Origin of the sequence: Thioclava sp. F36-6, from assembly GCF_002020305.1 — a bacterium.
In the GTDB taxonomy this organism is placed as follows: domain Bacteria; phylum Pseudomonadota; class Alphaproteobacteria; order Rhodobacterales; family Rhodobacteraceae; genus Thioclava; species Thioclava sediminum.
This window is the reverse complement of the sequence record NZ_MPZX01000001.1, coordinates 1,432,745-1,455,897: the sequence shown is the minus strand read 5'-3', so window position 1 is coordinate 1,455,897 and position 23,153 is coordinate 1,432,745. Positions and strand designations below refer to the sequence as shown.

General features: G+C 63.7%; 23 protein-coding genes and 3 riboswitches. Of the genes, 15 read left to right on the top strand and 8 right to left on the bottom strand.

The window, feature by feature from the left end:
• Nucleotides 1–138: 138 nt before the first annotated feature.
• Together BMI88_RS06725 and BMI88_RS06720 are read right to left on the bottom strand one after the other, a co-directional pair.
• Nucleotides 139–1,317, bottom strand: a complete 1,179-nt coding sequence (locus BMI88_RS06725; protein WP_078547068.1) for an ABC transporter substrate-binding protein — start codon at nt 1,315–1,317, stop codon at nt 139–141.
• Nucleotides 1,314–1,898: an ANTAR domain-containing protein gene (locus tag BMI88_RS06720; protein WP_078547066.1), complete on the bottom strand. Its 585-nt coding sequence runs from the start codon at nt 1,896–1,898 to the stop codon at nt 1,314–1,316. Before BMI88_RS06720 ends, BMI88_RS06725 begins: the two co-directional genes overlap by 4 nt.
• Nucleotides 1,899–3,539: 1,641 nt before the next feature.
• Between BMI88_RS06720 and BMI88_RS06715 the strand changes: the two genes are divergently transcribed.
• The 4 genes from BMI88_RS06715 (at nt 3,540) to BMI88_RS19855 (ending at nt 5,982) form a co-directional block, all read left to right on the top strand.
• The gene (locus BMI88_RS06715; RefSeq protein ID WP_078547064.1) at nt 3,540–3,809 is read left to right on the top strand and encodes a DUF982 domain-containing protein; all 270 of its coding nucleotides are present in this window, start codon (nt 3,540–3,542) and stop codon (nt 3,807–3,809) included.
• Between the two features lie 100 nt (nt 3,810–3,909).
• Complete coding sequence (locus tag BMI88_RS06710) at nt 3,910–4,599, top strand: lysophospholipid acyltransferase family protein (protein WP_210402001.1); 690 nt, start codon at nt 3,910–3,912, stop codon at nt 4,597–4,599.
• A 218-nt stretch (nt 4,600–4,817) separates the two neighbouring features.
• Nucleotides 4,818–5,723 (top strand): 23S rRNA (adenine(1618)-N(6))-methyltransferase RlmF, encoded by a 906-nt coding sequence (gene rlmF, locus BMI88_RS06705; RefSeq protein ID WP_168173954.1) that lies wholly within the window; start codon nt 4,818–4,820, stop codon nt 5,721–5,723.
• A gap of 31 nt (nt 5,724–5,754) precedes the next feature.
• Nucleotides 5,755–5,982: an SIP domain-containing protein gene (locus tag BMI88_RS19855; RefSeq protein ID WP_281480156.1), complete on the top strand. Its 228-nt coding sequence runs from the start codon at nt 5,755–5,757 to the stop codon at nt 5,980–5,982.
• A 77-nt stretch (nt 5,983–6,059) separates the two neighbouring features.
• Here BMI88_RS19855 and tenA read toward each other — a convergent pair whose 3' ends face one another.
• The 4 genes from tenA to thiM are packed head-to-tail and all read right to left on the bottom strand — an operon-like array spanning nt 6,060 to nt 8,924.
• The gene (tenA, locus tag BMI88_RS06695) at nt 6,060–6,731 is read right to left on the bottom strand and encodes a thiaminase II (protein ID WP_078547057.1); all 672 of its coding nucleotides are present in this window, start codon (nt 6,729–6,731) and stop codon (nt 6,060–6,062) included.
• Nucleotides 6,728–7,531, bottom strand: coding sequence for a bifunctional hydroxymethylpyrimidine kinase/phosphomethylpyrimidine kinase (gene thiD, locus BMI88_RS06690; RefSeq protein WP_078547055.1), 804 nt, complete (start codon nt 7,529–7,531; stop codon nt 6,728–6,730). Before thiD ends, tenA begins: the two co-directional genes overlap by 4 nt.
• Nucleotides 7,528–8,139 (bottom strand): thiamine phosphate synthase, encoded by a 612-nt coding sequence (gene thiE / locus BMI88_RS06685; RefSeq protein WP_078547052.1) that lies wholly within the window; start codon nt 8,137–8,139, stop codon nt 7,528–7,530. The genes thiD and thiE overlap by 4 nt, the downstream gene beginning before the upstream one ends.
• Nucleotides 8,136–8,924 (bottom strand): hydroxyethylthiazole kinase, encoded by a 789-nt coding sequence (gene thiM / locus BMI88_RS06680; protein ID WP_078547050.1) that lies wholly within the window; start codon nt 8,922–8,924, stop codon nt 8,136–8,138. The genes thiE and thiM overlap by 4 nt, the downstream gene beginning before the upstream one ends.
• Before the next feature lie 62 nt (nt 8,925–8,986).
• Nucleotides 8,987–9,081, bottom strand: a riboswitch (TPP riboswitch).
• 195 nt (nt 9,082–9,276) lie between these two features.
• On the opposite strand from thiM, the gene queC reads away from it, so the two are divergent.
• Genes queC through queE form a run of 3 tightly spaced genes read left to right on the top strand, consistent with a single transcriptional unit; the run spans nt 9,277 to nt 11,038 of the window.
• On the top strand, nt 9,277–9,978 hold the full coding sequence (queC, locus tag BMI88_RS06675) for a 7-cyano-7-deazaguanine synthase QueC (RefSeq protein ID WP_078547048.1): 702 nt from the start codon (nt 9,277–9,279) through the stop codon (nt 9,976–9,978).
• Nucleotides 9,978–10,331: a 6-carboxytetrahydropterin synthase QueD gene (gene queD / locus BMI88_RS06670; protein ID WP_078547046.1), complete on the top strand. Its 354-nt coding sequence runs from the start codon at nt 9,978–9,980 to the stop codon at nt 10,329–10,331. Before queC ends, queD begins: the two co-directional genes overlap by 1 nt.
• The gene (gene queE / locus BMI88_RS06665) at nt 10,328–11,038 is read left to right on the top strand and encodes a 7-carboxy-7-deazaguanine synthase QueE (protein WP_078547044.1); all 711 of its coding nucleotides are present in this window, start codon (nt 10,328–10,330) and stop codon (nt 11,036–11,038) included. Before queD ends, queE begins: the two co-directional genes overlap by 4 nt.
• A gap of 47 nt (nt 11,039–11,085) precedes the next feature.
• Here the strand turns inward: queE and BMI88_RS06660 are convergent, their stop codons facing one another.
• Complete coding sequence (locus BMI88_RS06660) at nt 11,086–13,155, bottom strand: ATP-binding protein (RefSeq protein ID WP_078547042.1); 2,070 nt, start codon at nt 13,153–13,155, stop codon at nt 11,086–11,088.
• Nucleotides 13,156–13,286: 131 nt separating this feature from the next.
• Between BMI88_RS06660 and BMI88_RS06655 the strand changes: the two genes are divergently transcribed.
• From BMI88_RS06655 to bioB, 3 genes are all read left to right on the top strand, one after another.
• Entirely contained in the window at nt 13,287–13,955 is a 669-nt protein-coding gene (locus tag BMI88_RS06655; RefSeq protein ID WP_078547040.1) for a GntR family transcriptional regulator, read from the top strand.
• Nucleotides 13,956–14,039: 84 nt separating this feature from the next.
• Nucleotides 14,040–14,594, top strand: coding sequence for a biotin transporter BioY (locus BMI88_RS06650; RefSeq protein WP_078547038.1), 555 nt, complete (start codon nt 14,040–14,042; stop codon nt 14,592–14,594).
• 2 nt (nt 14,595–14,596) lie between these two features.
• Nucleotides 14,597–15,583, top strand: coding sequence for a biotin synthase BioB (gene bioB / locus BMI88_RS06645; RefSeq protein WP_078547036.1), 987 nt, complete (start codon nt 14,597–14,599; stop codon nt 15,581–15,583).
• Between the two features lie 68 nt (nt 15,584–15,651).
• On the opposite strand, the gene ppsA is transcribed toward bioB, so the two are convergent.
• A complete protein-coding gene (gene ppsA / locus BMI88_RS06640; RefSeq protein ID WP_078547034.1) occupies nt 15,652–18,039 on the bottom strand; it encodes a phosphoenolpyruvate synthase in 2,388 nt (795 codons plus the stop codon).
• 128 nt (nt 18,040–18,167) lie between these two features.
• Nucleotides 18,168–18,371: riboswitch (cobalamin riboswitch) on the top strand.
• A 124-nt stretch (nt 18,372–18,495) separates the two neighbouring features.
• Here ppsA and BMI88_RS06635 point away from each other — a divergent pair.
• The 5 genes from BMI88_RS06635 (at nt 18,496) to nrdE (ending at nt 23,147) form a co-directional block, all read left to right on the top strand.
• A complete protein-coding gene (locus BMI88_RS06635) occupies nt 18,496–18,801 on the top strand; it encodes a hypothetical protein (RefSeq protein ID WP_078547032.1) in 306 nt (101 codons plus the stop codon).
• Between the two features lie 130 nt (nt 18,802–18,931).
• On the top strand, nt 18,932–19,981 hold the full coding sequence (locus tag BMI88_RS06630; protein ID WP_078547030.1) for a homocysteine S-methyltransferase family protein: 1,050 nt from the start codon (nt 18,932–18,934) through the stop codon (nt 19,979–19,981).
• Nucleotides 19,982–20,058: 77 nt separating this feature from the next.
• Nucleotides 20,059–20,254, top strand: a riboswitch (cobalamin riboswitch).
• A 95-nt stretch (nt 20,255–20,349) separates the two neighbouring features.
• A complete protein-coding gene (gene nrdH / locus BMI88_RS06625) occupies nt 20,350–20,571 on the top strand; it encodes a glutaredoxin-like protein NrdH (protein ID WP_078547028.1) in 222 nt (73 codons plus the stop codon).
• A 12-nt stretch (nt 20,572–20,583) separates the two neighbouring features.
• Complete coding sequence (gene nrdI, locus BMI88_RS06620) at nt 20,584–21,006, top strand: class Ib ribonucleoside-diphosphate reductase assembly flavoprotein NrdI (protein WP_078519982.1); 423 nt, start codon at nt 20,584–20,586, stop codon at nt 21,004–21,006.
• Complete coding sequence (gene nrdE / locus BMI88_RS06615) at nt 20,988–23,147, top strand: class 1b ribonucleoside-diphosphate reductase subunit alpha (RefSeq protein WP_281480154.1); 2,160 nt, start codon at nt 20,988–20,990, stop codon at nt 23,145–23,147. The genes nrdI and nrdE overlap by 19 nt, the downstream gene beginning before the upstream one ends.
• The last annotated feature ends 6 nt before the right edge of the window (nt 23,148–23,153 follow it).

Here is a 23,153-nt window from a genome sequence, read left to right as displayed (position 1 = left end):
TGTTGGAAATCGAAACGCCCTTGCTTCGATAGGACCAGAAAACGACCTTTGCACCCGCAGCGTCAACAATTGGGTTTCATGCTGCGCCTGCGAAGAGACGATTTTCTGCAGCGCGCTTAGAAAATGCTCACGAAACCGTCATGAATTCGCGAAAGGATCAAAAATCCAGCCATCGAAGAACGCATCGCTCGGCAGAATCACCTGGCCCTGAACGGCCGGAATGGCACCCGGAGCGGTCAGCGCGCCTTCGATCTTGTCGCGCGCCTCGGGCAGATCCGCCCCCAGATCGGCGAGATTGCGGGTGTAGAGATCGGTCCGGCAGATCGCACGCGCCGAGGCCATCGCCTCCTCGCGCGACAGCCCCAGTCTTGTGGCGAGCCTTGCAGCCACGAGGGCACCCTGCGAGGCCCAGGGGTAGCCCGCCGCGCCGGTCTGGAAGCTCATGTAGCCCGGCACGTTCCGCATCTCGCCCCGTGGCGAGATCACGAGATTGCCGGTCAACGTCCGTTCTATCAGTTCCGGCGGCAGGTCGAGATAGTCGCGCCGAGCAAGCAGCTCAGCCGCCGTCAGAAGGTTGCGCTCATGTCCAAGCCATCGCCCAGCCTGCCACACCGCCCGCATCAACCGCCGCGTCAGCCCCGGCTCGGCTTCTGCCCAGTCGTGGCGCACGGCCAAAACCTTCTCCGGCGCGTTGGCGCGGATCGCCGTGCCGGGCAGCAGCATTTCACCGACCCGGTTCTCCACCGCGATAGAGCCCCAGGGCGCCCCCACGCAGAACACATCGATCTCGTCCGCCGCCAAGGCCTCCGCCATCAAAGGCGGCGGGACGGTGTGAACGTCGAGATCCTGCGGCGCGCTCAACCCGATTGCACCCAACCAGTGATACAGAAGCTCCGCGTGCATCGAGAACGGGAACGGCACGCCGATGCGCAGACGGCCCGACGCGCCCGCGATCAGAGCCTCGCCCGCCGCGCGCGCATCCGCGAAATCGAACCCGTAGCCCTGCGCCCGCATTCGATCGGCCAGCGCACGCGACACGCCGATCGAATTGCCGTTATGCGACAGGATCTGCAGGATATCGATGCGCGTGTTGAACCCGCCCAGACCCAATGCGGCGGCAATCGGCATCGGAAACAGCATATGCGCCGCCTCGAGCCGCCCCAACATCAGTTGATCGCGCAAGGTCGACCAGCTCGGCGCGGCATTGAGTGTCAGCGCGAGCCCCTCTTCCTCGGCGAAACCGATCTCGCGCGCAATGATCAGCGGCGCCGCATCGACGAGCGGGATATATCCGACCGAAATCGGCACACCGCTCATGACAGGAGCCCCGCGGCCGTCACCAGCGCATGGGCGACATCCGCGACCCGCCTGCCCTGATCCATCGCCGTCCTGCGAAGCAGCGCGTAGGCCGCGTCCTCGTCGATCCCGCGCGCCTTCATCAACAGACCCTTCGCGCGATCGATCACCTTGCGCTCTTCGAGCGCGCGCCGGGTTGTCTCCAGCTCGGTGCGCATCCGCTGCACCATGTTGAAGCGCGCAATCGCGGCATCCATGATCGGCTTGATGCGATCCGCGCGCAGCCCGTCGACCACATAGGCGGAGACGCCCGCATCGATCGCGGCCTTCGTCGCCCCGTCATCCGAACGATCGACGAACATCGCCACCGGACGCTCCAACGGCCCCGAAGCCAGCGTCAGCTCTTCGAGCATGTCCCGCGAGGGGCTCGCCATATCGACCAGAACGATATCCGGGTTCATCTCGGAAATCCGCCGCGCGAGACCGGTCGTCTCCGGGATCACGGTGATCTCAAAGGAGCCCGCTTCGCGCAGACTGTCCTCGATGAGCCCCGCGCGCTCCGGGTCGGTTTCAATCACGATGATGGATAGGGCTTCGGGCATCGATCACATTCGTTTTCCGTTACGACCGGCATAGAGCCGGCAGCCAAACATGCGAAGCGCGGACATATATTGGACAAGCTCCAATTCACGGCTGACGGATTGGCGGTCAGCTTTTGAGCTTCATGCCTGAATTTTGTGCGGTCCGTGGCGAATGCCGGCCACTCCAATAACATGTGCCCCCGCGCGGCCCGATGGCCTTCGAAGTCGGGCCGTCGCTATCAGGACGCTCCTAGGCGACCTCCCACAAAGGGCTCCGACTGACCCGCCTTGCAAAAAAGCGAAGCGGCAGGAGTTTCCCCCTGCCGCTCCACGTCCCGGCACGTCGTGTGGCGAGCATCGGCCGGTTCGCGTGGAACCTCACATCGCTCAGCCTTCATGCCGGGAATTCCGGTCCTGATCTTCGCGAAGACCTATTTCTGGGCGCTGCGCGACGCTGTGCTTTCCCCGTTCGCAGCTCTCTCTTCGGACAGAGTCCGGAAGAATTGAGGCCAGGCGAGGGCGGCATGGCCCTTGTTGTTCGCGATGTCATTCGTCTGGGGCGTCTTACCCTTGGGCAGTTTTTCGATAGCCATGTTCGGCCCTCCATTTTACCCGCGAGGGATACTCGCGGAATTCCTCTGGATGACCGAAATTTCGGTCAGTTTCGCTCGTGTCTCGGCGGTGCCTCCAAGGATGAGGCGCGATGCGGCGTCCGTCCGGTCCCGAGCCGTCGGGGCTTTCGGGGGCAGATCACGGAAGACGCCGTCGAAGTCGTGTTTGCGGGGCATAGTCCCGCTCTGGTCGCGAAATCCGGTCTGAAGACCGGCGACGGAACCGCATCAGCTGGTGCCAGATTGCAGGCGGTCTCACGACCGTCGCGTCCGGTTCCGAATTCTCAGGTAACGGCCTGTCTGTCTTCGCGCAGAGAGAGACCTGCGCGCGCAAGGGCCGAGATGTGGACGAAGATATCCCGTCTGCAGAATAGATCAGCCAAGCTCAGTCATTTCAGTAGGAAGACCGGAGCCGGCAGAGAAGAGAAATTACAGATGAGACGAGCGTAGTCCGGTATACCTAAGTGACCGCGGCCCCTTTTGCAAAGGAAATCAGCAGCGAGCGAACGGCACGCACGGCCACGTCTTTCCGAGCGCGCAATTTATATCTCGTACAATCAAGCCGTTGCGCGAAAATTCCGGTGCCGAAACGCAATTTCCTCGTAATTTGGGCGCAAATCCCTTATGTCTGCACTCGCATATCTTAATTCTCGGACCCTGTTCCTCCCGGCTCAGCGACGATCTTGAGCTTTGTCGGGCCGCAGCTTTTCAAAGGCGGCAGTAAGGAAAAGGAGCTTCCCATCGGCCCATGGTGCCGTGACGCCGTTCGAGCAGACCAACCCATTCAGCCCTGCTACCGGGATGAACTTGGTCGATACCGCAATTTCTGCCCCTCGCGACCTCCACGAGAGCTTCGCATGTCAGAGGGGCCGGACCGTGATCCGCGCGCATTGACGCTGACGCCTCGCGATCCGCTCGGGATACCAAACCGGCGCGCCCTCGCGCGCAGACCTAATTCACCGCATAGAAACGGCTTAGTCCGCACTATGCCTCCGTGATCGCGCGACCGTTCAAATCGGAGCCGTCACGACCGCTTAGAAAGATACGAACCTTGATCGAAATTTACTGGGGCAAACCCATCTCCCTCGTCGTGTCGCCGGACGGCGACGTCAAAACCTTCAGCACCATCGAACAGGTGCATTACTGGCTGCGCGAGAAATGGCCGGTCACTGATACCGCACAGATCTGTGCAATTGACCGCGTCGAAGCGGCCATGGAATGTCTGGGCACCGTGGGCGACGCGCGCAGCGCATTCCTCGGGGCCGCGACCACCGCCGGCTTTTCACCATTCGAAACGATGGATCACCCGATTGCAGCCTGATCATACAGCACATACGGCGTCTCGCGCGCGACGCGGACGGGCCGGCTCGGTCCCGAGGTTCGAAGGTCTACGCTCGAAACTCTTTGACGGGGCCTTCGGAGTGTGGACGGCACTGCAAGCGCCGATGATCCCGATCCTCGCGCTGGCGCGGCGCCCCCGGCTCGTGCGCGCCGCCGTGCGGGTCTGGACCGGCGGGGTCTTCGCGCTCGCACGCGGGATCCTGCGATTGCGCGTGCGCGAGCAAGGGCTCGAGAACAAGCATCTCGACAGCCCCTGCATCTATGTCTGCAACCACCAATCCACATGGGAGACGCTGGCCTTCAACCAGCTCGTGCCCGATGTCTGCATCATCGCGAAACGCGAATTGCGGCGCATCCCGATTTTCGGCTGGTTCCTCGAACATTCGCCGATGATCCTGATCGACCGCAGCGGCGGCGGGCGTGCCCTCGCCGGGATGATCACCCAGGCGCGCGAAGAGGCTGCCAAAGGCCGCTCGATCCTGATCTTCCCCGAAGGCACGCGGGTCGGCGTGACCGATCGCTGCGAATTCCAGCCGGGCCTGATCGCGCTTTATCGCAAGCTCGGCCTGCCGATTGTACCGGTCGCGCATAACGCGGGCCATGTCTGGCGCAGGGACGTGAAGACCGGTGGCACGATCACCGTCGCCTATTTCCCGGCGATCCCGCCCGGGCTTCCGGGCGCCGAGGTGAGCGCGCAGGTCGAAGAACTTCTCAATGTCGAGAAAGACCGCCTGCCCTCCTGCACTGCTCTGAGCGACAACGCAAAATAGGTGGCGCCCTTTTGGCAGTGGGCCGCCCTCGCCTCTTGTGGTGCGGCCCCGCTGGCCCCGTCCCTATCGAGCTTCGAATTTCCGACCGCGACACATCCCGAACATATTGATATCGGCGACACGCAGGCCGATCAGGCATTTCTCACGCGGCGATGAAGTTCTAGGATCGAAATCCTGTTGGACGCGCGGCCCCCACCGCTATGCATGAAGGTTTTTCCATGGCCACCAAACCGATGTTGCACCCGCGCAATCAACACCGGGCGGGGTACGACTTTGAGCGCCTGATCGTGCAAACCCCGGAGCTGGAGGCATTTACCACAAGAAACCCGCGCGGTCGGATGACGATCGATTTTGCGGACGTGGACGCGGTCCGCATGCTCAACCGGGCACTCTTGCGGACGCATTACGACATCGATTTCTGGGATATTCCGACCACTTATCTGTGCCCTCCGATCCCCGGCCGTGTCGATTACATTCACTATCTCGCGGATCTTCTGGCCGAGTGTAACGATCATGAGATCCCGCACGGCCCCGAGATCAAGGCGCTGGACATCGGGACCGGCGCCAGCCTCGTCTACCCGCTGACCGGACAGCATGAATATGGCTGGGAGTTCACCGGCGTCGATATCGATCCGGTGTCGATCAATTCGGCGGCGGAGATTTGCGACTGCAACGGTCTGAACATCGAGCTCAGACGCCAGTCCGATCCGGAGGACATCTTCGACGGCGTGATCGGTCCCGACGACATCTTCCATGTCACCCTGTGCAATCCGCCGTTTCATGCGTCCATTGAGCAGGCGGACAAAGGCACCCAGCGCAAGTGGCGGAATTTGGGGAAAGGCAACTCGAAGAAACTCAACTTCGGCGGCCAGAACGCCGAACTCTGGTGCCCCGGTGGCGAGATCGGCTTCATCGCCAGAATGATCGAGCAAAGCACAGGTTTCGCCGATCAATGCCTGTGGTTTACCTCTCTGGTGTCGAAGAAAGACAACCTGCAGCCAATTTCCAGACTGCTGCGCAAAGCGAGGGTTGCCGAGTCCAGGGTCGTCGAAATGGCGCAGGGGCAGAAGACAAGCCGGTTCATAGCCTGGACCTATTACCCCGAAGCACAGCGATCCCTATAGGGGGACCGGGTTCGTCGACAGGACGCAAGGGGTGGCGCCTGCTCAAGAGCGACGGGCGCATTCGAAAGGACTTCGGATCACGTCGCGCTCTCGGCGCATCGCGCGAATGCCGCGAACATTTGTCTGGATCGCGGCCGAAGCCAGCGTCGCCCGCGCCCTGCGCGACGACCTGACCGCCCGCGGTCATCCGAAGGAATGGCTGAAGGCGGCAGGATACTGGATCGCCGGACAGGCCGACGGCTCGGCCAAGGACCTGTGAGAGGCGCAGGGCCGCGCGGGGAATTCCGCCGCGGGCCCGAAACCGGGCCCACCGAGAGCGTCAGGTGCGCGCGATACTCAAGCCGCAGGCCGCCGCCAGCTCTCGCGGTGGTACGCGCTGTCCCAGAACCGCCACTCATGCCAGCAGCTGCGGGCGAAGGCGCGGTGCATCCGCTGGCGAGCGGCCTCATCGGCCTTCGCGCCCAGCCTGTCGGTCAGGTCCAGCATCCGTTCCACGCTCTGATCGAAGGCCTCGCCCGAATAGGTCGCGATCCAGGCGGCATAGGGGTTCTCAGCCCCGCTGACCTGCGCAATTTCCCGGCCGATATCGCGATAAATCCAGAAGCAGGGCAACAGGGCCGCCACCGCCTCGGGGAAATCACCTGTCGTGGCACTGCGCATGAGGAAGGACACGTAGTGATCGCAGGCGGCAGAGGGCTCGATCTTCGCGAAATCGTCGGCCGAGACGCCGAACAGCCCCATGTAATGCGCGTGCAATTCCCGCTCGACCGCGATCGCGCCGGCCGCCGAACCTGAGAGCTGCGCGACGGTCGGTGCATCGGGGGCTTTCGCGGCGGCGAGCGCGAGCGCACGGGCGAAGCCTTCGAGGTAATGCGCGTCCTGAATGATGTAGCCTTGGAACGTTTCCGGATCGAGGCGCCCCTCCGCCAATTCGCGATTGAAGGGCATGTCATGAATCTGGCGCCGCAGCAGCGCGGTCGCCTGCGCGAGGTCTTGGGTGAAGCTCATTGGCTGTCCTCCTGAAAAGCGTGGAAATGGTGCACCGGTCCGTGGCCCGCCCCGACGGACAGCCTGTCTGCCCCTGCAATCGCGGCGCTCAGATAAGCCTTCGCGCGGCGTGTCGCGTCCGGAAGCGAAAGCCCCGCACCCAGCCAAGTCGCCAGCGCCGAGGACAGGGTGCAGCCCGTGCCGTGGGTGTTGCGCGTCGCAATGCGCGGTGCGTCGAGGCGGAGTTCCTCTTGCTCGGTGACCAGCAGGTCCGGGCTTTGTTCGCCCCTCAGATGCCCGCCCTTCAGCAGCACCGCACGCGGCCCGAGCGCGCGCAGCGCATGGGCCTGATCGCGCATCTCCTCAAGCGTCGTCGCCTCGGCGCAGCCCAAGAGATCAGCGGCCTCGGGCAAGTTCGGCGTGATCAGATCGGCGCGCGGCAGGAGAGCGCGCAGCGCGGTCACCGCCGCCTCTGCCAGTAGCCGATCGCCGGCTTTCGCGACCATCACTGGGTCGAGCACTACCGGACACTCGAGCCCGGTCAGCCCCTCGGCCACGGTCTCGATGATCGCGGCATCGCCCAGCATCCCGATCTTGATCGCGTCGATCCGAATGTCATCGCGCAGCGAGGCCATCTGCGCCGCGATCAGGCCGGTGTCGCACAGGCTGACCGCCTGCACGCCGCGCGTATTCTGAGCGGTCAGAGCCGTGATCACGCTCATCGCGTAGCCGCCATTGGCGGAAATGGCTTTGATGTCGGCCTGAATGCCCGCCCCGCCCGATGGGTCGGAGCCTGCAATGGTGAGGATATTGGGGATCATATGTCGCTCCATGCGTTGCGCAGGGTTCGGGTGGCGCGCGCCATGTCAGGCGCGCGCGAGATGGCGGAAATCACGGCAAGACCGGCACCGCCCGCCGCGCGGATTGCGGGTGCATCGGTGGCGGTGATCCCGCCGATCGCGACACAGGGAAGGTCCGTGCGTGCGACGATCGCGGCAAAGCCCGCATGGCCGATCGGGGCGGCGTGGTCGGGCTTCGAGCCGGTCGCGTGGATCGGGCCGACACCGAGATAGTCCACGCCCGCGGGCACAACGGCGATCTGTGCCTCGGTCTCTATCGAGAGGCCAAGGATCGTGTCGGGCCCGATCCTGCGGCGGATCGCGGCGGGATCGCCATCGCTTTGGCCGATATGGAGGCCAGCGGCGCCGATCTCGATGGCCACGGCGACCCGGTCATTCACGATCAGCGGGACGTCATAGGGGGCGAGCGCCGCGATCAGCGTTCGGGCGAGTGCTGCGAACTCCGCATCGGGGAGCGTCTTGTCGCGCAGCTGCACCCAGCCCGCGCCGCCCTCAGCCGCAGCGATAGCCTGCGCGATCACGGGCTGCGGGGCGTCCGGGTCGGTGACGAAACAGATGGGCGGGATCATGCGGGTTCGATCCGCGCACCGGCGCTCAGCGCCTCGGCGTCTATGTCATGGAGCGCATCGAGGAAGGCGACCTGAAAGCTGCCCGGGCCTTGGGCGGTCGCGCCTGCGCGCTCTCCCGCAAGCCCGAAATAAGCGAGGGCCGCGATCACCGCCTCGAACCGGGGCTGGCCCGCCAGATACGCCGCCACCACACCAGTTAGCGAACAGCCCAAAGCGGTGACGCGCGGCATCATCGCATGGCCATTCGCAACCCGCGCGGCGCGCTCCCCATCGGTCACGAAATCGACCGCGCCGGTCACCGCGACCACCGCCCCGCTATGGCGCGCCAAGGCGCGCGCGGCGCCTTCAGCCGTCTCGACACTCTCGGTGGCATCCGCCCCTTTCCCCGCGCCGGCCTCGCCCGCAAGCGCAAGGATCTCCGACGCGTTGCCGCGGATCACCGTCGGACGCAGTTCCACCAGCCGCGTCCCCAACGCGCGCCGATAATCCGTCGCGCCGACCGCGACAGGATCCAGCACCCACGGAATATCCTTGGCGCTGGCGGCCGTGGCGGCCGCCTCCATCGCCTCCGCCCATGGCGGCGACACCGTGCCGATATTGATACTCAGCGCCTGCGCGAGACCGGCGAACTCGGCCACCTCCTCGCGCGCATGAACCATCGCGGGCGAAGCGCCGGATGCGAGCAGCACATTCGCCATCACATTCATCGCGACATAGTTGGTGATGTTATGAACGAGCGGCGCAGTCTGCCGCATCGACGTGAGATATTTTCCGGGGTCTTCCATCGCACTCTCCTTGGCTGCGGGCAGCGAGAGGAGTGCGAGGGGGCAAAAGGCGGGACTGCGCCTGACCGTCTCACGCGCCTCCCTCCGCCGGCATTATCCGGTTCAGGTTCTAAGGGTTCGTCTCAGCCCGGTTTCCCGAGCGCCCCTGTCGCTTCGCCCAAAGAGGTGACACCGTCGGAGCCGTCCGTCAAGCGGTGTGACGACAAGCGGGGGCCTCGATGGTTCGCGTCTGTCCGATCGCGCGATCTTGGCGATCTATCCGGCGCGCCGCCCTTGCAGAGCCCTGCCCCATCCTTTAGAGGCCCGCTCAACCGGTCGCAGCCTACCCGGTCATCAAAACAAGGGTTCAAATATGAAGACTCTCGTCATCTGCTCGGGCGGACTCGATTCCGTATCGCTCGCCCATATCGTCGCCGCTGAGGGTAATCTCACGCGGCTCGTCTCCTTCGACTACGGCCAACGGCACCGCAAGGAGCTTGATTACGCCGCCGCCGCCGCGCGCCGTCTTGGCGTGCCGCATCATCTCATCGACATGCACCCCATCGGGGCCGCGCTGACCGGATCGGCGCTGACCGACGATATCGACGTGCCCGACGGGCATTACGCCGAAGAGACGATGCGCATCACCGTCGTGCCGAACCGCAACGCGATCATGCTCGCCATCGGCTTCGGTGTGGCCGCCGCAAATGGCGACGAAGCGGTGGCGACCGCGGTGCATGGGGGTGATCACTTCATCTATCCCGATTGCCGTCCTGCCTTCACCGAGGCCTTCGATGCGATGCAGCGTATGGCGCTCGACGGATATGCCGATGTGCGACTGGAGACGCCTTTCGTGCATCGCTCCAAGGCCGACATCGTGGCCGAGGGCGCGAAACAAGGCACGCCGTTCGCCGAGACGTGGTCGTGCTACAAAGGTGGCGATGTGCATTGCGGGCGCTGCGGCACCTGCGTCGAGCGGCGCGAGGCGTTCCATCTTGCGGGTGTCGAAGACCCGACCGTCTATGCCGATCCCGATTTCTGGGCCAAGGCCGTCGCCGAGAAGGAGGCCCGCTGATGTTCCGCATCCGCAAGGAATTCCACTTCTCCGCCTCGCACCAACTCTCGCATCTGCCCGAAGATCATCAATGCGCACGGCTGCACGGGCATAATTACATCGTGGTCGTCGAACTGGCCGCCGCGACGCTCGATGAGAACGGGTTCGTGCGCGACTATCACGATCTGAAACCGCTCAAGACCTATATCGACGACACCTTCGATCACCGGCACCTGAACGACGTGATGGACGTGCCCTCGACCGCCGAGAACATGGCCAAGCATTTCTACGATTGGTGCAAGGCGCGCTGGCCCGAGACCAGCGCGGCGCTGGTCAGCGAGACGCCCAAGACCTGGGTGGAATACCGTCCATGACGACGCTGCGCATCGCCGAGATTTTCGGCCCGACCATTCAGGGCGAAGGCGCGCTGATCGGCGAGCCCACGCTTTTCGTGCGCGCGGGCGGCTGCGATTACCGCTGTTCGTGGTGCGACAGCCTCCACGCGGTGGACAGCGCCTATCGCCACACATGGGCACCGATGAGTTCCGAGGAAGTCTGGGCAGAGCTGCGCCGCCTGTCGGGCGACCGGCCACTGACGATCTCGCTCAGCGGCGGAAACCCGGCCATCCAGGATTTCGGACCGCTGATCGCGCTCGGGCGAGCCGCTGGCTACCGCTTCGCCTGCGAGACGCAGGGGTCTGTCGCGCGGCCTTGGTTCGGCGATCTGGATACGCTGGTGCTGTCGCCGAAGCCGCCTTCGAGCGGAGAGCAGGTCGATTGGGACGCCTTTGCCGATTGCGTGGCAGCCGGACGCTCGGCCCGCAGCACCGTGATGAAGATCGTGATCTTCGACCGCGCGGATTACGACTGGGCCAAGTCTGTCCATGCCCGCCACCCGGATCTGCCGCTCTATCTTCAGCCGGGCAATCCCGAGGTCGACCCGGAGGTTCCGGTCGATCCGCAGGGTCTGGCCGACCGGCTTGGCTGGCTGACGGACACCGCTATGGCGGACAACTGGTTCGCGCCCCGTATTCTGCCGCAGCTGCATGTTCTGATCTGGGGCAACAAGCGCGGCGTTTGATCCGCCTAGGGTCGGACGCCCCGAACATCACTCGGGCGCGACCCGCGTCACGCAGCGGTGCGGTTCGCGAAACTCGTGACGCGACGCACCATTTCGTCGAAATCGAATGGCTTCAACAGAACTTCAGTATCCGTAAGCGTCGTGGCCGTTGCCGCTTCCTCGTCATATCCGGTCATGAACATCACTCTGAGATCTTCTCGCGCCTCTCGCGCCCGGGCTGCGAGTTCCCGGCCCGTCATGCCGCCCGGCAAGCCGATATCCGTCAGGAGAAGCGTCACCTCGGGCTGGTCCTGTAGCACCTGAAGCCCGGCCGCTGCATGGGCCGCCTGGTAGACCGTGAAGCCCGCCTCTTCCAACGCCTCCACGACGACGAAACGCACGATTGCCTCATCGTCGACAACGAGGATCGTGTGTCCGCCCCCTGTGGCGGGCTCCTCGCTTAAAGGCAGGTCCACCTCGGCGCGCGCGACCGTCTCGAGCGAGCGCGGGAGGAAAATGTTCACGGTCGTCCCCTTGCCCAGTTCGGAGTCGATCGTCGCGCATCCGCCGCTTTGGCGCGCGAACCCGTAGACCATCGAAAGCCCGAGGCCGGTGCCCTTCTCGCTGGGCTTCGTCGTGAAATAGGGATCGAAGGCTTTCGAAATTTCCTCCGAAGTCATTCCCGTTCCGGTGTCGTGCACGGACAGACGCAGGTAGTCGCCGGGCGGAAGCTCCGAGTTCTCGGTCTCGATGACCTCGTTGGTCGTGCTGATCGTGATCGTGCCACCATCGGGCATCGCATCGCGCGAATTGATGCAGAGATTGAGAAGCGCGCTCTCAAGCTGGTTCGGGTCGACCATCGCGGGCCAGGCCTCTGCGTCGTCCTCCGCCCTTACCAGAATATGCGGCCCGATGGAGTGCCGCATCAGGTCCTCCATACTGCGGACCAGGTGCGGCACGTCGGTCGGCTTGGGCATCAGCGACTGCTGACGCGAGAAGGCGAGCAAACGCTGTGTGACGCTGGCGGCCCGCTCGGTCGACGCTTGCGCGGCTTCGAGATAGCGCAGGATTTCCTCGCGACGCCCGTCTTCGAGCCGCTTTGCGACGAAGTCGAGCGACCCGGAAATCGCCGTGAGGAGATTGTTGAAATCGTGGGCGAGCCCTCCGGTCAACTGCCCGACGGCCTCCATTTTCTGGGCCTGCCGGAGCTCTCCCTCCCGCTGCATGAGCTTCGCGGTCTGCTCTTCGACGCGCTGCTCAAGGGTTTCATTCAGCTTGGACAGCTCGGCCGCCGCCTTGTCGCGCTCTTCGAGAATGGCGCGCCGGTCATCGAGATCCATCAGAACGCCTGCGAAGATGCGCGGCGTTTCGGCCTCCATCCGGCCATTGGCTTCGACCCAGTGATACAGCCCGTCGGCCCGCTTGACGCGAAACTGATATGCATACGGCGTCGTCTGCTGCGTGGCGCGATCGATCGCCGCCATGAGGCCTGGCTTGTCATCCTCATGTACGTTCACGACAATCTGCTCGATGGTCAGGCCTTCGGCCCCCTGCGCAGGATCGAGCCCCATGCTGCGCGAGAATTCTTCATCGAGATCGAAGGTTTCGCTGTCGAGATACCAGACCCAAGTGCCAAGGATCGCCCCGGCGGACAGCGCGCGTGCGATATGACGCGCGTTCTTTTCCGCGCGGCGCTGGCTTTCCCGTAGTTCGCGCTCTTTGCGTTTACGTTCGGTGATATCGCGAAACAGAACCGCGACCTGCGCTTTCGCGGCGGGCTCCACTCGCGTCGCGGAGACCTCGACGTGGCGCCCAACCTCGACGAATTCGCGCTCGAACCGCAGGGGCTCCCCGGTTCTGAGCACTTCGCCGTAGATTTTGACCCACTCGCCCCCGTCTTGTGGGGCGACATCGTAAACGGTCTTACCGACGATATCGTCGATCCCGGTATGTCTTTCGTAACCGGAATTGGCTTCGATATGGACATAGTCGCTGAGGGGACCTCTGGGCCCGTCGATGAACTGGATGACGCAGAATCCGTCATCGATCAGCTCCATCAGGGCCTTGTAGCCGGCATCGGGAGCCGCGTCGTCCTCAGTTCCGCGCGCATCACGCCGGAAAGCTTCTTGCCAGGTCACATAAGATCCAATGCAGGTTAATGCGTCTCCACCACGCATCACAAGTATAGCTTTTCCTTAATCTTACAAACATGTTTCGGTCACATAAAAAATGGTGGACGAATTGCCGCGAGAAAAATTATCTATAAAGCATGACAGAGACACCCCATGAAACACATTCGCAGCGCATCGCGCGGATACTTTCGGATCGCATCATTTCCGGAGAAATACCGCCCGGCGCCCGGCTGAGACAGGACCATATCGCGAGCGAGTTCGGCGCGAGCCACGTCCCGGTGCGCGAAGCCTTTCGCGAATTGCAAGCGCGCGGATTGGCCGAGAGCGAAGCGCGCCGCGGCTTTCGCGTGACCGAGTTCGACGTGGCCGAACTGCGCGAAGTGGCGGAGATGCGCGCCAGCCTCGAACCCTTGGCGCTGCGCCATGCAGCTCCGAACATGACACGCGCAATTCTCCAAAAAGCTGAACAGGTTACGCGGATTGGAGACAGCGCTAGAACCGTCCGTGATTGGGAGGCCGCGAACCGTCAATTCCACCAGTTGATCCTGACACCCTGCGGGATGCCACGACTTCTCGAGACGATCGACAATCTGCAGACGACCAGCGCACGCTTCCTTTTCGCCGCCTGGCGCCGCGACTGGGAAGCCCGCTCGGACCATGACCACCGGATCATCATTACCGCCCTCCACAAGGGACAGACAGACCTGGCCTGCGCAACCTTGGCACGCCATGTCGGCTGGATAGGAAAACGCAAGTCATCGATAAAAAATGCCGAAGCACACGAGACTTACGTGATTTCTGGCTAATTATCTATAAATTCAATTGATAGCTCCGGATGTGCCTGCATAGTCATAGATAGAAATTCCAACTATCGACTGAGGACAGGTTCAATGACGGTTTTCGACACTTCCCAGAAGCTCACTCACACTCTCTGGCGCGGCCTTGGCGTCGCGCTTTGCGGCGCTGCCCTGATCACACTCGGCGCGAAGCTTCAGGTGCCTTTCTGGCCCGTGCCGATGACTTTGCACACGCTTGCGGTCTTCTTCATAGCAGCGAGCGTCGGCCCCAGAATGGCGGCTGCCGCAATGGCCACCTATCTCATGATGGGCGCTATGGGAGCGCCGGTCTTCTCGGGCACACCCGAGCGCGGCATCGGACTGGCCTACATGATGGGACCAACCGGGGGCTACCTGCTGGGCTTTCTGCTGGCGGCGCCCATGATCAGCGTGCTCGCACAAGGTCGAGGCTGGCTCGGCAGAGCGCTGGCGATGCTTGCAGGGCTGATCGTGGTCTATGCCGCGGGCCTCGCCTGGCTCGCCAATTTCGTGCCCGCGTCAAAACTTCTCGCAACCGGCGTCGTGCCGTTCGTTCCCGGGGATCTGGTCAAGATCGCAATTGCCAGCGGTCTCGCAACAGGCCTCACTCGCCTGAAGGAGCGCGCGTAATCATGGCGGGAGGCATCAGAAACGATTGGAGCATGGCGCAGGCGAAAGCGATCCACGACCTGCCCTTCCCCGAGCTTCTTCACCGGGCGCAAACGGTTCACCGCGCCCATTTCGACCCGAGCGCGATCGAAACCGCGAGCCTGCTGTCGATCAAGACCGGCGGCTGCCCGGAAGATTGCGGGTATTGCTCCCAATCCGCGCATTACGAGACCGGCGTGAAAGCCACCAAGCTGATGAAGACCGAAGAGGTTCTGAGCGCGGCACGACGCGCGAAGGCCTCAGGTGCGCAACGGTTCTGCATGGGCGCGGCGTGGCGCAGCCCGAAGGATCGCGACATGGATGCGCTGTGCGAGATGGTGCGCGGCGTCTCCGATCTGGGGCTGGAGACCTGCATGACGTTGGGCATGCTCTCGCCGCAGCAGGTCGAGAAGCTGAAGGCGGCGGGGCTGGATTTCTACAACCACAACATCGACACGTCGCCGGACTATTACCAGGAGATCGCGACGACCCGCACCATGGAGGATCGACTCGATACGGTCGAAAATGTGCGCAAAGGCGGCATTCGGGTCTGTTGCGGTGGGATCTTGGGCATGGGCGAGGCCGAGGCGGATCGGATCGCCATGCTGGTGACGCTCGCCACCCTGCCCGCGCACCCGGACAGCGTGCCGATCAACCTCTGGAACGAGATCGACGGCGTGCCGGTGCAAAAGAATGCCGAGCCGGTCGACCCTTTCGCGCTGGTGCGGGTCGTCGCACTTGCGCGGATCCTGATGCCCGCGTCGGTCGTGCGGCTCTCGGCAGGCCGCACCGGGATGAGCGACGCGTGGCAGGCGCTGTGCTTCCTCGCGGGCGCGAACTCGATTTTCGTGGGCGATCAGCTTCTGACCACGGACAACCCCGCAGCCTGGAGAGATCAGGACCTGTTAGCGCGGCTGGGCATGCACGTAGCCCCCGCGAAGCCGCGTGTCGAGTCGGCACCCGTGGCCTGAGCGCGCGACCGTCTCGGGCAACTCGCCCGAGACGGCTAACGGACGCGTCCCGCGGGTTCACAGTCGGGTCATCGCTGACCTTCCGCCTCGGCAACATGGCCTTTGACCTTCAGGAAACTGTCCGGCGTCACCGATATCGAGTCGATGCCGAACTCCACCAGCCTGCGGGCGAATTCCGGGTAGTTCGATGGCGCCTGACCGCAGAGCCCGACCTTCGCGCCGACACCATGCGCTCTTTCGATGACGCTCCGGATCATCCACTGAACGGCGGCATGACGTTCGTCGAACAGAGGCGCGAGCCGGTCGCTGTCGCGGTCAATGCCTAGGGTCAGCTGCGTCAGATCGTTCGACCCGATGGAGAAGCCGTCGAAGCGCTTGGCGAACTCCTCGGCGAGGATGACGTTCGAGGGCACTTCGCACATCACGTAGATCTGCAGCCCGTTGGCGCCGCGCACCAGCCCTTCCTCGGCCATCACCGCCAAGACGCGGTCGGCCTCTTCGGGCGTGCGGCAGAACGGAACCATCACCAGCACATTGTCGAAGCCTGCCTCTTCGCGCAGCCGCCGGATCGCCCGGCATTCGAGCCGGAACCCCTCGACATAGGCGGGATCGTAATAGCGCGAGGCGCCGCGCCAGCCGATCATCGGGTTGGATTCCACCGGCTCGAATTGCCGCCCGCCCAAGAGGTCGGCATATTCGTTCGTCTTGAAATCGCTCAGCCGCAGGATCATCGGGTTCGGATAGGCCACGGCGGCGATCCGGGAAAGGCCAAGCGCCAGCTGATCGACGAAATACTCGGCCTTGTCCTCGTATCCCCTTGTGAGCGTTTCGATTTCCTCCCGCACGTCCGTCTCCCGGATATCAGAGAAATGCAGCAGCGCCATCGGATGGACCCGGATCGTGTTCGAGATCACGAATTCCATCCGCGCCAGACCGACACCGTCGATCGGCAGCCGCCACCAGCGCGCGGCGATGGCTGGGTTGGCGAGGTTGAGCATGACCTTGGTCTTGGTCTCCGGCACCGCATCGAGGTTCAAATCTTCGACCGTGAACTCGGCAAATCCGTCATAGACCAGACCTTCGTCCCCTTCGGCACAGCAGACGGTCACCTCCTGCTCGTCATGCAGCACATGGGTGGCATCGCCACAGCCGACGATGGCGGGCACGCCCAATTCGCGGCTGACGATGGCGGCGTGGCTGGTTCTGCCCCCGTGATCGGTGATGATGGCAGAGGCTCGTTTCATGACAGGCACCCAGTCGGGGTCCGTCGTCGAGGTGACGAGGACCGAGCCTTCCACGAAATCGTCGATATCCTTGACGTCTTCGATCAGGCAGACCCGCCCGGTCGCGATCTGCTCGCCGACCGACAGACCGCTGACGACGACCGGACCATGCGCGCCGATGGTATAGCGCCGCAGTGACCCGGCAGAGACCCGCGACTGCACCGTTTCAGGGCGCGCCTGCACGATGAACAGCTTCCCCGTCACACCGTCCTTGGCCCATTCCATATCCATCGGCTGGCCGTAATGCGCTTCGATGGTCGCCGCCTGCTGCGCGAGGTCGAGCACCTCGTCATCCGACAGGACGAACCTCCCGCGTTCGGCTTTCGATGTCGGCACGTTGCGCACCGGGTTCGGGGCGTCCGGCCCGGCATAGATCATCTTGATCTCTTTCGCCCCGAGCTTCTTCTCGATGATCGGCTTGACGCCCGCCTTGCCAAGGAAGGGCTTGTAGACCTGAAACTCGTCCGGCGTGACCGCGCCCTGCACGACGTTTTCGCCCAAGCCCCAGGCAGCGCTGATCAGCACGACCTTGTCGAAGCCGGTTTCGGTGTCGATCGAGAACATGACGCCCGACCCGCCGATATCGGAGCGCACCATCTGCTGGACGCCCACGGAGAGCGCGACATCGAGGTGATTGAACCCTCTGAGCTTGCGGTAGGTGATCGCGCGGTCGGTGAAGAGCGAGGCATAGCACTTGCGGCAGGCGGTCAGAAGCTCCTCTTCGCCCGAGACGTTCAGATAGGTCTCTTGCTGACCGGCAAAGCTGGCATCGGGAAGGTCTTCGGCCGTGGCGCTCGAGCGTACGGCGACGGAGACCTCGGGCACCCCTGCCCGCTTCGACAGATCGCGGTAAGCCTCTCGGATCGCAGCCTCGGTCGAGTCGGGCCAGTCCCCGGCCACAATGGTGTCGCGAATGCTCTGCCCCGCGACGTGAAGGCTGATCTTGTCGGCATCGTAATCCGCGAGATAGCCCGCGATGGCCTCGGTCAGATTGTTCTCGTCAAGGAACATCCGATAGGCGTCGGAGGTGGTGGCGAAGCCCGGCGGAACCTGAATGCCCTTGGCGCCAAGCTCCTGCACCATCTCGCCAAGCGAAGAGTTCTTGCCGCCCACAAGCGCGACATCCTCGCGGCGTAAGCTATCGAAAGGAATGACTTCTTTCTTCGTGGCCATGAGCTCGCCTCCCCTGTTTGCACCTGCGGGCACTTTATCGCAGGGGCGCATTTCGACCTTGATCTCCGTCAACGCGGGCCCGCTTGTCCCACAGGCCCCAATCCGTTCTGGACAGCGCCAGATTTTCCTGCGATCAAATCTGCGATGGTGTCCGGCCCCAAAGGGTCGGCTGAAAAGGGAACACGGTGCGGGCGATGCCCAACTCCGTGACTGCCCCCGCAACTGTAAGCGGCGAGCGCCACCGGAAACGCCACTGACCTGCAAAGGTTGGGAAGGTCCGGTGAAGCTACGACCCGCGAGTCAGGAGACCTGCCATCTCGGATGCGCGCCTAGCGCATCTCGGTCACCTTAAACCCGGGCGGGGTGCCCTGGGACGGAGAGACGAGAGATGGACCAGATCGGACCTCGCATATCGCCGTGCCGCGACCACTCCCGCCCTTTTGCGCGGAGGGCGCGATGCTTTTGGAACGAACGCTTTCACTGCTACAACTCGATATAGGACCGATCTCGCCGCTGCGTGCGCGTGAGTTGGGGACGCTCGGCTACATGGAATGGCTCGGTACGCTGCCGGGCGACATGCCCTATGCGAAGGCGACGATCGTCGCCCATATGCAGGCCTATCCGCACTCGCTGATCTCGCCCGCGGTGGAGGTGTTCTGCGAACTCCTGCTGGAGTCGCTGACCCCGCAGCCTTTCGCCTTGCCGATCGAGATGCCTCCACCGGTGCGGCGCGGCGGTGCTCGCGCCCGACGCGGCCTCTGACCCGTTTCTCGTCTTGCGGTCGCATGCTGCGGCCCGGCCGAGGACCATTGCAGCAGGAAACGGCACTCCGTTTCCTGTGAGGCTCGGCTTTTCCAAACGATGGTCATGGATGAACTGAGAGGATCTCTCCATGAATGACAACAAACTGACCCGTCTGCTCGACGCGCGCCCGGTGATCTGCGCCGAGGGCTTCCTGTTCGAACTGGAACGACGCGGCTATCTGACCGCCGGGGAATTCGTGCCCGAGGTGGCGCTCGAATACCCGCAGGCGCTGCGCAATCTGCATGTCGATTTCCAGCGCGCTGGCAGCGATATCGTCGAGGCCTTCACCTATAACGGCCACCGCGAGAAGATGCGCGTGATCGGCAAGGAAGACCTGCTGGAGCCGCTCAACCGTGCGGCGCTGAAGATCGCGCGCGAGGTTGCCAATGCGAAGACCGGCAACCTGATGGCGGGCAATATCTCGAACACGAATATCTGGGACCCCACCGATCCGGCGCGACAGGCCGAGGTGCGTGCGATGTTCGACGAGATGATCGGCTGGGCGGTCGAGGAAGGCGCGGATATCATTATCGGCGAGACCTTCTACTACGCGGGCGAGGCGCTCTGTGCGCTCGAGGCCGCGAAGGCGTCAGGTCTGCCGGTGGTGCTGACGCTGGCGCCGATGGCGGGCAACGAGATGATGGACGGGGTCGGCATCGTCGAGACCTGCCAGCAGCTCGAACAGGCGGGCGCCGATGTCGTCGGGCTGAACTGCTTCCGCGGGCCGCAGACAATGATGCCGTGGCTGCGCAAGGTGCGCGCGGCGGTAAGCTGCCATGTCGGCGCCCTGCCCGTGCCCTACCGGACCACGAAGGCGGAGCCCACCTTCTTCAACCTCTCCGATCACAACGGCTGCACCTGCCCCTCGCCGCACGGTCGAACCTTCCCGACCGCGCTCGATCCGCTGGCCTGCAACCGCTACGAGATCGGCGCCTTCGCACGCGAGGCGCAGGCGATCGGGGTGAATTACCTCGGCGTGTGCTGCGGGGCGAGCCCGATGCATATCCGCGAAATGGCCGAGGCCGTGGGCCGCGAGACCGAGGCCAGCCGCTTCTCGGAGCGCATGGAGAACCACTTCATGTATGGCCAGAACGCCCGCCTCCCGGCGCATATCCGGGCGCTTGGCGACGGAGCCTGAGGCTTGACGCAGCCCTGTCGCGCGAGAGTTTCGCGCGGCGGGGCAATCTATATATTGACACCACCACCCCTCACCGCCCAATATGATGTTGCTTTGGTTCCTGCGAGTCACTCCGCAGGCGAAGAGGGAAGCCGGTGAGATTCCGGCGCTGCCCCCGCAACTGTAAGCGGCGAGCCTTAGGTCCGAACGTCACTGGTGCAATGCGCCGGGAAGACGGACCCAGAGGCGCTCGAGCCGCGAGCCAGGAGACCTGCCAGAGCAGATAGACGACGACCGCGGCGGAGGGCCCGGGCGCGTGGCAGTGTGCTGTTCCGCCCTGCCCACGAGCCTAGTCCCGCGCTGCCGACAGCAAACAAAGGGACAGGAAAATGACCATCACCGTCTACGCGAAACCGGCCTGCGTGCAATGCACCGCAACGACCCGCGCGCTCGATGCCAAGGGGATCGATTACAACGTGATTGACCTGACCGAGGATGCCGCCGCGATGGAGATGGTGCAGGACCTCGGCTACCGTCAGGCCCCGGTCGTGATCGCGAACGAGGATCACTGGGCGGGCTTTCGCCCCGACATGATCAACCGGCTGGCTTGAGACCTAGCCGCGATGGGACAGGCAAAGCTGATCTATTACTCCTCGGCGTCGGGAAACACGCAGCGCTTCGTGGAGCGGCTGGGCCTGCCCGCGCTGCGCCTGCCCGTTTCGGCTGAGGCTCCGATGCCGACCCCGCCCGGCCCCTATGTCCTGATCTGCCCGAGCTACGCCGACGGCAAGGGGCGCGGCGCGGTTGCGAAACCGGTCATCGCCTTTCTCAACGACCCCACCCGCCGCGCGGGCCTGTGCGGCGTCATCGCCAGCGGCAATCGCAATTTCGGCGCACTCTTCGCCTGCGCGGGCGATCTGCTGGCGCGCAAATGCAATATCCCCGTGCTTTACCGGTTCGAGTTGGCAGGCACGGACAGTGACATCGCCCGCGTGCGCGCGGGTCTCGAAACCTTCTGGAGGCAGGAATGCTCGATAGCGACGTGACACCGAGCGGGGCCATGGCCTCGGAATTCGCGGGGCTTGATCACCACGCGCTCAATGCGATGCTCAACCTCTATGACGCGGAGGGCAATATCCGCTTCGACGCCGACCGGATGGCCGCGCGGCAATATTTCCTGCGCCACGTGAATCAGAACACGGTGTTCTTCCATTCGCTGGACGAAAAGCTCGGCTATCTGGTGGAGGAAGGCTATTACGACGCCGCCGTGCTCGATCAGTATTCGCGCAACTTCCAGCGCGCGATCTGGGACGCGGCCTTTGCCGCCAAGTTCCGCTTTCCGACCTTCCTCGGCGCGTTCAAGTACTACACCTCCTATACGCTGAAGACCCGTGACGGGCAGCGGTATCTCGAACGCTACGAGGACCGCGTCGTGATGGTGGCGCTGACGCTCGCGCGCGGCGACGAGGCGCTGGCGATGCGCCTGATGGAGGAGATGCTGGCGGGCCGCTTCCAGCCCGCGACGCCGACCTTCCTCAATGCGGGCAAAAAGGCGCGCGGCGAATTCGTGTCGTGTTTCCTGCTGCGGCTGGAAGACAACATGGAAAGCATCGGGCGCGGCATCAACTCGGCGCTGCAACTGTCGAAACGCGGCGGCGGCGTGGCGCTGATGCTGACCAATATCCGCGAATACGGCGCGCCGATCAAAGGGATCGAGAACCAGTCCTCGGGCGTGATCCCGGTGATGAAGCTGCTCGAAGACAGTTTCAGCTATGCCAACCAGCTGGGCGCGCGTCAGGGCGCGGGCGCGGTCTATCTGCACGCCCATCACCCCGATATCCTGCGCTTCCTCGACACCAAGCGCGAGAATGCCGACGAGAAAATCCGGATCAAGACGCTGAGCCTCGGCGTGGTGATCCCCGATATCACCTTCGAGCTCGCGAAGAAGAACGAGGAGATGTATCTCTTCTCGCCCCATGACGTGGAGCGGGTCTATGGCTGCGCCTTCTCGGAGATTTCCGTCACCGAGAAATACCACGAGATGGTCGACGACGCGCGCATCCGCAAACGCAAGATCAACGCCCGCGCCTTCTTCCAGACGCTCGCCGAGATTCAGTTCGAAAGCGGCTATCCCTACATCATGTTCGAGGACACGGTGAACCGCGCCAACCCGATCGCGGGGCGGATCACCATGTCGAACCTGTGTTCGGAGATTCTGCAGGTGGCCGAGCCTTCGGAATTCGATGAGGATCTGGGCTATGCGCGGATGGGCACGGATATCTCGTGCAATCTGGGCTCGCTCAACATCGCGAAGGTGATGGATGGCGGCGATCTGGGCGCGAGCGTCGGGGCCGCGATCCGCGCGCTCTCGGCAGTGTCGGAGATGAGCGCGATCAACGCCGTCCCCTCGATCCGCAAGGGCAACGAGGAAAGCCACGCGATCGGACTGGGCCAGATGAACCTGCACGGCTTCCTCGCCCGCGAGCGCATCCATTATGGCAGCCCCGAGGGGATTGAGTTCACCTCCGTCTATTTCGCCGCCGTGGCCTATCACGCGCTGGCGGAATCGAACCGGCTGGCGACCGAACATGGCCGCAGCTTCAAGGGTTTCGAGGCCTCGGCCTATGCCGATGGCAGCTTCTTCGAGAAATACGTGACCCGCGACTGGCTGCCTGAAAGCGACACCGTCATCGCCCTGTTCGACCGCTTCGGAATCACCCTGCCCTCGCGCGCCGACTGGGCAGCCCTGCGTGACCGGGTGATGGACACCGGCCTGTGGAACCGCAACCTGCAGGCCGTGCCGCCCACCGGCTCGATCAGCTATATCAACAACGCCACCGCCTCGATCCACCCGATCACCGCGAAGATCGAGATCCGCAAGGAAGGCAAGATCGGTAGGGTCTATTACCCCGCGCCCTATATGACGAACGACAATCTGGAGTTCTACCGCGACGCCTATCAGATCGGCCCCGAGGCGATCATCGACACCTATGCGGCGGCGACCGAACATGTCGATCAGGGCCTGTCGCTGACGCTGTTCTTCCCCGCCGAGGCCACGACCCGCGACATCAACCGCGCCCAGATCTACGCCTGGCGGCGCGGCATCAAGACCATCTATTACATCCGCCTGCGCCAAGCGGCCCTTGAGGGGACCGAGGTGCAGGGCTGCGTATCCTGTTCCCTGTGAGGCCCG